Annotated in this window: 10 protein-coding genes; 8 read left to right on the forward strand and 2 right to left on the reverse strand. The window is 71.3% G+C overall.

The features are described from left to right. Both aroA and ABZT12_RS36460 read right to left on the reverse strand, forming a co-directional pair. Window positions 1-1,317, reverse strand: a complete 1,317-nt coding sequence (gene aroA, locus ABZT12_RS36455) for a 3-phosphoshikimate 1-carboxyvinyltransferase (RefSeq protein ID WP_356393225.1) — start codon at window positions 1,315-1,317, stop codon at window positions 1-3. An 80-nt stretch (window positions 1,318-1,397) separates the two neighbouring features. After that, a complete protein-coding gene (locus tag ABZT12_RS36460) occupies window positions 1,398-2,120 on the reverse strand; it encodes a M50 family metallopeptidase (RefSeq protein ID WP_356393227.1) in 723 nt (240 codons plus the stop codon). Between the two features lie 50 nt (window positions 2,121-2,170). On the opposite strand from ABZT12_RS36460, the gene ABZT12_RS36465 reads away from it, so the two are divergent. The 8 genes from ABZT12_RS36465 to ABZT12_RS36500 all read left to right on the forward strand — a co-directional run bounded on the left by ABZT12_RS36465 (window position 2,171) and on the right by ABZT12_RS36500 (window position 10,141). Then, window positions 2,171-2,986 carry an SOS response-associated peptidase gene (locus tag ABZT12_RS36465; protein WP_356393229.1) on the forward strand — a complete coding sequence of 272 codons (816 nt, stop codon included), beginning with the start codon at window positions 2,171-2,173 and terminating at the stop codon, window positions 2,984-2,986. 1 nt (window position 2,987) lies between these two features. Beyond that, window positions 2,988-3,698, forward strand: a complete 711-nt coding sequence (locus tag ABZT12_RS36470; protein ID WP_356393231.1) for an alpha/beta family hydrolase — start codon at window positions 2,988-2,990, stop codon at window positions 3,696-3,698. Window positions 3,699-4,006: 308 nt separating this feature from the next. Continuing rightward, window positions 4,007-4,690, forward strand: coding sequence for an RNA polymerase sigma factor SigR (gene sigR / locus ABZT12_RS36475; RefSeq protein WP_356393233.1), 684 nt, complete (start codon window positions 4,007-4,009; stop codon window positions 4,688-4,690). Further along, window positions 4,687-4,992 carry a mycothiol system anti-sigma-R factor gene (gene rsrA / locus ABZT12_RS36480; RefSeq protein WP_356393236.1) on the forward strand — a complete coding sequence of 102 codons (306 nt, stop codon included), beginning with the start codon at window positions 4,687-4,689 and terminating at the stop codon, window positions 4,990-4,992. The genes sigR and rsrA overlap by 4 nt, the downstream gene beginning before the upstream one ends. Before the next feature lie 667 nt (window positions 4,993-5,659). Beyond that, window positions 5,660-6,640 carry a hypothetical protein gene (locus tag ABZT12_RS36485; protein ID WP_356393239.1) on the forward strand — a complete coding sequence of 327 codons (981 nt, stop codon included), beginning with the start codon at window positions 5,660-5,662 and terminating at the stop codon, window positions 6,638-6,640. 102 nt (window positions 6,641-6,742) lie between these two features. After that, window positions 6,743-7,393 (forward strand): peptide deformylase, encoded by a 651-nt coding sequence (gene def / locus ABZT12_RS36490; RefSeq protein WP_356393241.1) that lies wholly within the window; start codon window positions 6,743-6,745, stop codon window positions 7,391-7,393. Window positions 7,394-7,682: 289 nt separating this feature from the next. Continuing rightward, complete coding sequence (cyc1, locus tag ABZT12_RS36495; RefSeq protein ID WP_356393244.1) at window positions 7,683-8,774, forward strand: epi-isozizaene synthase; 1,092 nt, start codon at window positions 7,683-7,685, stop codon at window positions 8,772-8,774. Continuing rightward, window positions 8,771-10,141: a cytochrome P450 gene (locus ABZT12_RS36500; RefSeq protein WP_356393247.1), complete on the forward strand. Its 1,371-nt coding sequence runs from the start codon at window positions 8,771-8,773 to the stop codon at window positions 10,139-10,141. The genes cyc1 and ABZT12_RS36500 overlap by 4 nt, the downstream gene beginning before the upstream one ends. The last annotated feature ends 106 nt before the right edge of the window (window positions 10,142-10,247 follow it).

Genomic DNA, 10,247 nt, shown 5'->3' on the forward strand with positions numbered 1-10,247 from the left:
CTAGGCCCCGAGCATCCCGGTCCACAGCTCCGGGAAGTCCGGGAGGGTCTTCGCCGTCGTCGCCACGTTCTCGATCTGTACGCCCTCCACCACCAGGCCGATGATCGCGCCCGCGGTGGCCATGCGGTGGTCCTCGTAGGTGTGGAAGATCCCGCCGTGCAGGCGGCGCGGCCGGATGCGCAGTCCGTCGGCGGTCTCGGTGACGTCGCCGCCGAGTTCGTTGATCTCCTTGGTGAGCGCGGCCAGCCGGTCCGTCTCGTGCAGACGCAGGTGGGAGACGCCCCGCAGGGTCGAGGGCGAGTCGGCGAGGGCGGCGACGGCCGCGATGCCGGGGGTCAGTTCACCGACCTCGCCGAGGTCGACGTCGATGCCGTGGATCGCACCCGAACCGGTGAACTCCAGTCCGTACTCGGTGAGTTCACAGGAACCACCCATTTCGGTGAAGATCTCGCGCAGCCGGTCGCCGGGCTGCGTGGTGCGGGCCGGCCAGTCGGGCACGAGCAGCGTGCCGCCGGTGACCAGGGCCGCCGCCAGGAACGGCTGGGCGTTGGAGAGGTCCGGCTCGACGGTCAGGTCACGGCCGAGGAGGGCGCCCGGGGTGACCCGCCAGACGTTGGCCTCGCCGCCCGACTCGGGGGTGTCCACCTGGGCACCGACCGCGCGCAGCATGTCGACCGTCATCCGGATGTGCGGCATCGAGGGCAGCGAGGAGCCCGTGTGCCGGACCTCCACGCCCTGGTTGAAGCGCGGCCCGGAGAGCAGCAGCGCCGACACGAACTGCGACGACGAGGACGCGTCGATCTCCACCGGCCCGCCGTCCAGGGACCCCGCCCCGTGCACGGTCAGCGGCAGCGTGCTCCGGCCGTCGTCGTCGATCCGCGCCCCGAGCACCCGCAGCGCGTCGATCACGCCGTGCAGGGGACGCTCGTAGGACCTGGGGTCGCCGTCGAAGCGGATGGGGCCGTCGGCGAGGGCGGCGACCGGCGGCAGGAAGCGCATCACCGTGCCCGCGTTGCCGACGTCGACGGTGGCCGGGCCCTGCAGGCCCGACGGGATGATCCGCCAGAACTCCCCGGAGCCCTCGGGACCCACGCCCTCCTCGATGCCGACCCCCATCGCGCGCAGGGCACCGGCCATCAGCAGGGTGTCCCGGGAGCGCAGCGGGCGGCGCAGCCAGCCGGGCTCGGAGGCGAGGGCGGCCAGGACGAGGGCACGGTTGGTGACCGACTTGGACCCGGGCACGTGGACCGTGGCGCGGACGGCTCCGCTCGCGTGGGGGGCGGGCCAGAGGGCGGTGTGGGCGGGGTTCGGGGCCATGGGCCCACTGTATAAGGAGGGCGTCGATCGGGTGCGTTGCCGTTGTGGCTGGTGGCGCCTGCACGCCGTGGTCGCCCCGGTCACTTGCCGAGCAGCCACCGGCCGCCGCCCACCAGCGAGCAGAGCGACACCACGTGGAACAGGAACAGCCAGAGCCCGGCCGGTACGTGGGTGAGCCGCGCCAGCTGGTCCGGGTCGGAGTCGCCCGCGCCGCCCCGGGACCGCTTGGCCTGGAGCTCGAAGGCCGGGCGGACCCCGCCGAGCAGCAGGAACCACACCACGGCGTACGCGAAGGCCGCCTGCACCTGGGGGCCGGTCAGCCAGGACACCAGGAGGAAGGCGGCGCCGCTGAGGACCACGGTGAGCGCGCCGTAGGCGTTGCGGATCATCACCAGCATCGCGATCAGCAGGAGCGTGGCCAGCCACAGCAGGAGCGTGATGTGTCCGGCGCCCAGCAGTGCGGCGCCGCCGAGGCCGAGCAGCGGGGGAGCGGTGTACCCGGCGGCGGCCGTGAGGATCATGCCGAGGCCGTGCGGCTTGCCCCGGCTGACGGTGAGCCCGCTGGTGTCGGAGTGCAGCCGGATGCCGGTGAGCGTACGGCCGGTGCAGAGCGCGACCAGACCGTGGCCGCCCTCGTGGGCGATGGTGATCGCGTTGCGCGATATGCGCCACAGGGTGTGCGGGCCGACGACGGCGAGCGCGGCGACCAGGGTCGCGATCACCACCCACAGGTCGGGGTCCGGTTGGGTGCCGACGAGCCGGTCCCAGAGGTCGGGCAGCGAGGCGATTGCGGTGCTTTCCATTGTGGGCGGTGGCTCCCGTTGAGGTCGTCGAATCTGGCAGTCTGGCACGTATGTGCGGACGGTATGCGGCTGGTCGTGGGCCCGAGGATCTCGCAGGAGTCTTTGAGATCGAGAAGTGGGAGCCGGCGGAGACTCCGGCCCCCGACTACAACGTGGCCCCGACCAAAGAGGTCTGTGCCGTCCTCGACCGTCCCCTCAAGGACGCGGAGAGCCCGCGGCCGGTTCGCCAGCTGCGCAGGCTCCGGTGGGGACTCGTCCCGTCCTGGTCCAGGACGCCCGAGGGCGCGGCCCGGATGATCAACGCCCGGGCCGAGACCGTGCACGAGAAGCCCTCCTACCGCCGGGCCTTCGCCGCCCGCCGGTGCGTGATCCCCGCCGACGGCTACTACGAGTGGGTCACCGGCAGCCAGGAGCGGGAGCTGGAGGTGGAGGGGCGGAAGAAGCGGCCGCGCAAGCAGCCCTACTTCGTGCTGCCGGCCGACGGGTCGGTCTTCGCGATGGCCGGCCTCTACGAGTTCTGGCGGGACCGTACGCTGCCCGACGACCACCCGGGCGCCTGGTGGGCGACCTGCTCGGTGATCACGACCGAGGCGGAGACGACCCCGCTGGCGGTCGCCCCGGCCGAGGGCCCGCGCACGCTGGCCGACATCCACCCGCGGATGCCCCTGATGCTCACCCCGGACCGCTGGGACGCCTGGCTGGACCCGTCCCGTACGGACCCGGACGAGCTGCGCGCCCTGCTCGCCCCGCCGCCCGCCGGGCTGATGCGGGCCTACCCGGTCTCCACCGCCGTGAGCAACGTCCGCAACAACGGGCCGGAGCTGCTGAAGGAGCTCGCTGGACCCGAAGAGGGCACACTTTTCTGATGTGACCTCAGACCCGACCCCGGACCCGACCCCCGACGCGACCTGGGCCCCGCCCCGCGACACGCCCTTCGACGCGCCCTCCGGTGTCCGCGAGACCGTCGAGACCGACGCCGGTACGGCCCGCGTCACCTGGCACCACGCCGGGAACGCGCGGCTCGTGCTCGCCGCCGGCCATGGCGCGGGCGGCGGGATCGAGGCCCGGGACCTCCAGGCGCTGGCGCACGTCCTCCCCGGGCACGGGGTGAGCGTCGCGCTGGTCGAACAGCCCTGGCGGGTGACGGGCAGGAAGCTGGCGCCCGCGCCGAAGACCCTGGACGCCGGCTGGCGGGGCGTCTGGCCCGCGCTGGCCGGCCCCGGCCTGCCGGTGATCTCCGGCGGGCGCAGCGCCGGAGCCCGCGTGGCCTGCCGTACGGCGGCGGAGCTCGGCGCGGTCGCCGTCCTCGCCCTCGGCTTCCCGCTGCACCCGCCGGGCCGGCCGGAGAAGTCCCGCGCCGCCGAACTGCTCGGCGCGGGCGTGCCCACGCTCGTCGTGCAGGGCGGCAACGACCCGTTCGGAAGGCCCGCGGAGTTCCCCGAGGGCGGCTTCGAACTGGTCGAGGTCCCCTACGGCGACCACGGTTTCGCCGTGCCGAAACGGGCCGGCATCACTCAGCCGCAGGCCCTGGAGGTCATCACCGGGCGGGTCGTGGAGTGGACTCGAACACTGGGGTGACGCACGGGAATGCCGAGCCCCTTACGGCTGTTGTGCCGGACAGAAACGCTGACGACCAGCGCCGACGTCGTAGAGAGGAAGTCCGCCGCATGGGTTCGACCTTCTGCCCGACCGCTTCCCGCCACCATCCGGTGGACGGGCTCCGACCGGCGGAGTCAGATGCGAGCCGCAGCAGCCGCTCCGGCCTCGACTGGTCGGTGCTGCACGCGGTCAAGACCGGCCCCCTTCGAGCGGCGGGCGGACCGGATCGTCGTCTATCCTCCGATTCTGGTGGGACCGGTCTCGGCTCCACCCGCGATTCTGAGGAGGTGGGTCCGGTTCCCGGTACCGACGCAGGGACCGAACACGGCCAGGCGGAGCAGCCCGAGGGCCAGGGCACGGGCACGGAGTCCACGGCGGAGCGCAGCGCGCGCTTCGAGCGGGACGCGCTCGCATTCCTCGACCAGATGTACTCGGCCGCCCTGCGCATGACGCGCAACCCGGCCGACGCCGAGGACCTGGTGCAGGAGACGTACGCGAAGGCCTACGCGTCCTTCCACCAGTTCCGTGAGGGCACCAACCTCAAGGCGTGGATGTACCGCATCCTCACCAACACCTTCATCAACTCCTACCGCAAGAAGCAGCGCGAACCCCAGCGCTCCGCGGCCGAGGAGATCGAGGACTGGCAGCTGGCGCGTGCCGAGTCGCACATGTCGACGGGGCTGCGCTCCGCCGAGTCGCAGGCGCTCGACCACCTGCCCGACTCGGATGTGAAGGAAGCGCTCCAGGCGATCCCCGAGGAGTTCCGCATCGCCGTGTATCTCGCGGACGTCGAGGGCTTTGCGTACAAGGAGATCGCGGACATCATGGGGACACCCATCGGCACGGTCATGTCCCGGCTGCACCGGGGCCGTCGTCAGCTGCGCGGCATGCTGGAGGACTACGCGCGTGACCGCGGGCTGGTCCCGGCGGGCGCCGGGGAGTCGAACGAAGCGAAAGGCTCGGGCTCATGAGCTGCGGAGAGCCGCACGAGACGGACTGCAGTGAGGTCCTCGACCATCTCTACGAGTTTCTCGACAGCGAGATGCCGGACATGGACCGCACCAAGTTCCAGCAGCACTTCGAGGAGTGCTCGCCGTGCCTGGAGAAGTACGGGCTGGAGCAGGCCGTGAAGAAGCTGGTCAAGCGGTGCTGCGGGCATGACGACGTGCCGACGGACCTGCGGGCCAAGGTCATGGGCCGGCTGGAGATGATCCGCTCCGGCCGGACCGTGCCCGAGCACGATGTGACGGCCGCCGGCCCGCGCGAGTCCTGAGCGGCCGTAGTCACCCGTACGTGCTGGTCCGCGGGTGATCTGCCGTGGCCTCCCCCGGCCCGCCTCCGGTTCACGGGCCTGGCCGGGGAGGGGCCGTCGCGCCTTGAGGCGACACCGGCGCGGGCACGTGCGTACGTGCCCTGCGCCGGCCTCCACCCCTGTCCCCCCTGCCCCCGGTACTCAGCCGTGCGCCCGGACTGGCCGGCGGCGTTCGCTTCATTCGCTTCACCTCTCACGTCCGTACTGCTCACCGCGGCCCTTTCCGCCGCCCCGTCGTCGCCCGGGGTGCCGGGTGCGGCAGGGTCGGATCGGCCGCCGTTTGCTTCCAACTCCTCTGCCATCAAAGGGCGTTGAGCGGGAGCGGCCGTCGGGCGTGCCATGCATCCAGGCGGTCGACGCGTACGAGGGGAAAGCGCGGGCAGCAGGGCCGGGAGGGTCCCTGACCGCGCTGACCGCCGGACGAACGCCGGGTCCGAACGGCCGGGGAGTACGTGCCCGAGGGCCCGGAAGCGCCGGTCCGGGTGGTGGCCGGGGGCGGTCTGACTCCGCTGCCGCCTGGGTAACCCATGGGTAATGAGCGCCTCTCCAGCCGTACGTGGTTGGATGCGAAGAAGAGGATGTCCGGGGGCACGGCCAGCCCAACGAACGGAACTGGCAGGCGGGAATCGTGAGGATCTTCGGCAAGGGACGGCACCGGCCCTCCGCCTCCTGGCGGCAGGCCACCGACCGGGCGTTCACGCTGATCGGCGACGGCCGGTACGAGGACGCGGGCGCGCTGCTGACACGGGCCGCCGATCTCGAACCGTGGCTCTCCGAGTCCTGGTTCAACCTCGCCCTGCTGCACAAGTTCCGGCACGACTGGGAGCAGGCCCGCGCCGCCGGACTGCGCGCCGTCGCACTGCTCGACCGGGAGGCCGGCGCACCTGACTGGTGGAACGTGGGCATCGCGGCCACCGCGCTCCAGGACTGGCCGCTGGCCCGGCGGGCCTGGCAGGCCTACGGACTGCGGGTGCCGGGCGGGGCGACCGCCGCGGGCGAGCCGGTCGGCATGGACCTCGGCAGCGCGGCCGTACGGCTCTCCCCGGAGGGCGAGGCCGAGGTGGTGTGGGGACGGCGGCTGGACCCCGCGCGCGTCGAGGTGCTCTCCATTCCGCTGCCCTCCTCCGGGCGGCGCTGGGGCGAGGTCGTCCTGCACGACGGGGTGCCGCACGGGGAGCGGACCACGGCCTCCGGGCACTCCTATCCGGTCTTCGACGAGATCGAGCTGTGGGCGCCGTCGCCCGTGCCGACCTGGGTGGTGCTGCTGGAGGCGGCGTCCGAGGCGGACCGGGACGCGCTGGAGCAGCTGGCGGCGGACGCCGGGTTCGCGGCGGAGGACTGGTCGTCGTCGGTGCGGTTGCTGTGCCGGATGTGCTCGGAGTCCCGGATGCCGTCGGACGAGGGCGACGGGGAGCATCTCGACCCGCACGACCACAGTGAGCCGGGGCACCCCGGGCCGCTCGGGCACCGGACCGACGGGCAGCTGTGGGTGCCGGAGCGGGAGTGCGGACTGGCCGCGCCGGCCACGCTGGTCCGGGGGCTGCTGGACGGGTGGGTGGCCGACAGCCCCGACTCCCGGGACTGGCGGGATCTGGAAGAGGTCTGTTAGACCCGGGCGGGTGCGACACCGCCGCCCCGAGCCCCCGGGGGCGCTTCCCCGTACCCTGTAGCAGCAACTCACCCCAAGGTTTCAGGAAGGCGTACGTCGGTCATGGCGCAGCAGGACACCGATCAGCAGCACGTGGGCGTGCTTCCCGTCGACGACGAGGGGTTCGTCGTCGACACCGAGGATGCCGAGGAGCGCGAGGCCGGCTGGCGGGAGCGGGGGACCTCGCGGCCGATCACGGTCGTCGGGAACCCGGTGCTGCACAAGGAGTGCAGGGACGTCACCGAGTTCGGCGAGGAGCTGGACCGGCTGGTCGCCGACATGTTCGCCTCGCAGCGCACCGCCGAGGGCGTCGGCCTCGCCGCCAACCAGATCGGCGTGGACCTGAAGGTCTTCGTCTACGACTGCCAGGACGACGAGGGCAAGCGGCACGTCGGTGTCGTCTGCAACCCCCGGCTCGTCGAACTCCCCGCCGAGCAGCGCCGACTGGACGACAGCAACGAGGGCTGCCTCTCGGTGCCGGCCGCGTACGCGCCGCTCGCCCGCCCCGACTACGCCGAGGTGACCGGGCAGGACGAGAGGGGCAACCCGGTGCGGGTGCGCGGCACCGGCTACTTCGCACGGTGTCTCCAGCACGAGACCGACCACCTCTACGGCCACCTCTACATCGACCGGCTCTCCAAGCGTGAACGCAAGGACGCACTGCGGCAGATGGCCGAGAACGAGCCCCGCTACCCCGTGGTCGCCAACGACTGAGACCCCGGGACCGGGCACATCTCCCTTACGCGCGGCGTCTGTTCAGTGGTACCTCCCTGACCAGGCGCCGTTCGTCCGTCCTTCGCACATCCGGTCGTTCCCGCTCCTCTCCTGACCCACAATCAGTCACACAAAGGGAGATACTCGGCGCTCGGGGGGAGTGAAGGAAGCAAATCCGTTCCCAGACCGGTCAGTTGTAGGGCTGAATAGGACGTGCGGGATACGCAACGGCGCACGCCGGGTTCAGCGGCAGGGGCGTGCGCGACTGGCGGCTGAGAGGGGTCTGTTCATGACTGCTTTCCCACACAGCACCACATCGACAACGGCCACGACCGTGATCGCGGTACCGCCGTCGCTCTCTCTCCCGGTGATCGAGGCAGCGTTTCCCCGGCACCTGCACCCGTATTGGCCGCAGTTGCAGCGGAACACCAGGGCCTGGCTGCTGGAAAAGCGCCTCATGTCGGCCGGCACGGTGGACGAATATGCCGACGGACTCTGCTACACCGACCTCATGGCGGGGTACTACTCGGGCGCCCGGGACGAGGTGCTCCAGGCGATCGCGGACTACAGCGCGTGGTTCTTCGTCTGGGACGACCGGCACGACCGTGACATCGTGCACGGCCGGCCCGTCGCCTGGCGGCGGCTCAGGCTCCGGCTGCACACGGCACTCGACGCCCCCCGCCACCATCTGCACCACCCGGACCCGCTGGTCGCCGGGTTCGCCGACAGCGTGCTGCGGCTGTACGCGTTCCTGCCGGACACCTGGAACGCCCGGTTCGCCCGGCACTTCCACGAGGTGATCGAGGCGTACGACCGGGAGTACCGCAACCGCGTCGAAGGAATCGTCCCGACCGTCGAGGAATATCTCGCGCTGCGCCGCCTCACCTTCGCGCACTGGATCTGGACCGATCTCCTGGAGGCGAGCGCGGGACTCGAACTCCCCGACTGCGTAAGGAAACACCCGGCCTATCGGCGGGCGGCGCTGCTGAGCCAGGAATTCGCCGCCTGGTACAACGACCTCTGTTCGCTCCCCAAGGAACTCGCGGGCGACGAGGTGCACAATCTCGGAATCAGTCTCGTGAAACACCACGGGCTGACTCTGGAAGAAGCGGTGGGAGACGTCAGGCGGCGCGTCGAGGAATGCGTGTCCGACTTCCTCGTCGCCGAGCGGGACGCCCTGCTGTTCGCCGACGAACTCGACGACGGCACCTTATGGGGGAAAGAACTGAGCGCCGCCGTACGGGTCTGCCTCCGCGATATGCGGAACTGGTTCAGTTCCGTCTACTGGTTCCACCACGAGTCCGGCCGTTACATGGTCGACAGCTGGGACGACCAGTCCACACCCCCGTACGTCGACAACGAAGCGGCAGGTGAGAAATGACCGTCGAGTCCGTCAGGCCCGAAGCCGGTCCGGCACCGGAGCTGCGCGAGCCACCCTTCGCGGGCGGCGGCATCCCGCTCCTGGGCCACGGCTGGAAACTGGTCCGCGACCCGCTCGCCTACATGGCCCGGCTGCGCGACCACGGGGACGTCGTCCGGCTGCGGCTCGGCCCCAAGACGGTGTACGCCGTCACCGCGCCGCATCTCACCGGCGCCCTGGCGCTCAGCCCCGACTACATCATCGCCGGACCCCTCTGGGAGTCCCTGGAAGGGCTGCTCGGCGAACACGGCGTCGCCACCGCCAACGGGCCGGTGCACCGGCGCCAACGACGCACCATCCAGCCCGCGTTCCGGCTGGACGCGATCCCCGCCTACGGGCCGATCATGGAGGAGGAGGCGCACGCGCTCACCGAGCGCTGGCGGTCCGGCGAGACCGTCGACTGCAGCTCCGAGTCCTTCCGCACCGCCGTGCGCATCGCGGCCCGCTGTCTGCTGCGCGGCGACTTCATGGACGAGCGCGCCGAGCGGCTCGGTGTCGCGCTCGCCACCGTCTTCCGGGGCATGTACCGGCGGATGGTCGTCCCGGCCGGACCCCTGTACCGGCTGCCGCTGCCGGCCAACCGCGCATTCAACCGGGCACTGGCCGATCTGCATCTCCTCGTCGACGAGATCGTCGCCGAACGCCGGGCATCCGGTCAAAAGCCGGACGATTTGCTGACGGCGCTGCTGGAGGCGGAGGACGAGAATGGCGAGCCGATCGGGGAACAGGAGATCCACGACCAGGTCGTCGCGATCCTCACCCCGGGCAGTGAAACCGTGGCGTCCACGATCATGTGGCTGCTCCAGGTGCTCACCGACCATCCGGAACAGGCGGACAAGGTGTGCGCCGAGGTCGAATCCGTCACGGGCGGACGTCCCGTCGCATTCGAGGACGTCCGTAAGCTCAGCCACACCAACAATGTCGTCGTCGAGGCCATGCGTTTGCGCCCGGCCGTATGGATATTGACGCGACGGGCGGTACGGGACACGGATCTCGGTGGCTATCGCATTCCGGCCGGGGCGGACATCGTCTACAGCCCGTACGCGATCCAGCGGGACGCGCGTTCGTATGCGCGGAACCTGGAGTTCGATCCCGATCGCTGGCTTCCGGAACGGGCCGAGGAGGTACCGAAATACGCCATGAGCCCCTTCAGCGTGGGCAACCGGAAGTGCCCGAGCGACCACTTCTCGATGGCCCAGCTGACGTTGATCACGGCGGCGGTGGCGAGCGCGTACCGCTTCGAGCACGCGGAGGGCTCCGACGGGACGACCCGGGTCGGCATCACGCTCCGTCCGCACCGGCTGCGGCTGCGGCCCCTGCCCAGGTGAGATTCGCGGCGGTCCGGCCTCGGGGGTGTCCACTCGTTCGCCGGAGGCTCCGCGGGCGGACGGCGGGTCAGATGTCGGCCGTGTGCGGGGATGCGGGACGGCGGTG

The sequence above is a fragment of the Streptomyces sp. NPDC005423 genome, assembly GCF_040606415.1.
GTDB lineage: Bacteria > Actinomycetota > Actinomycetes > Streptomycetales > Streptomycetaceae > Streptomyces.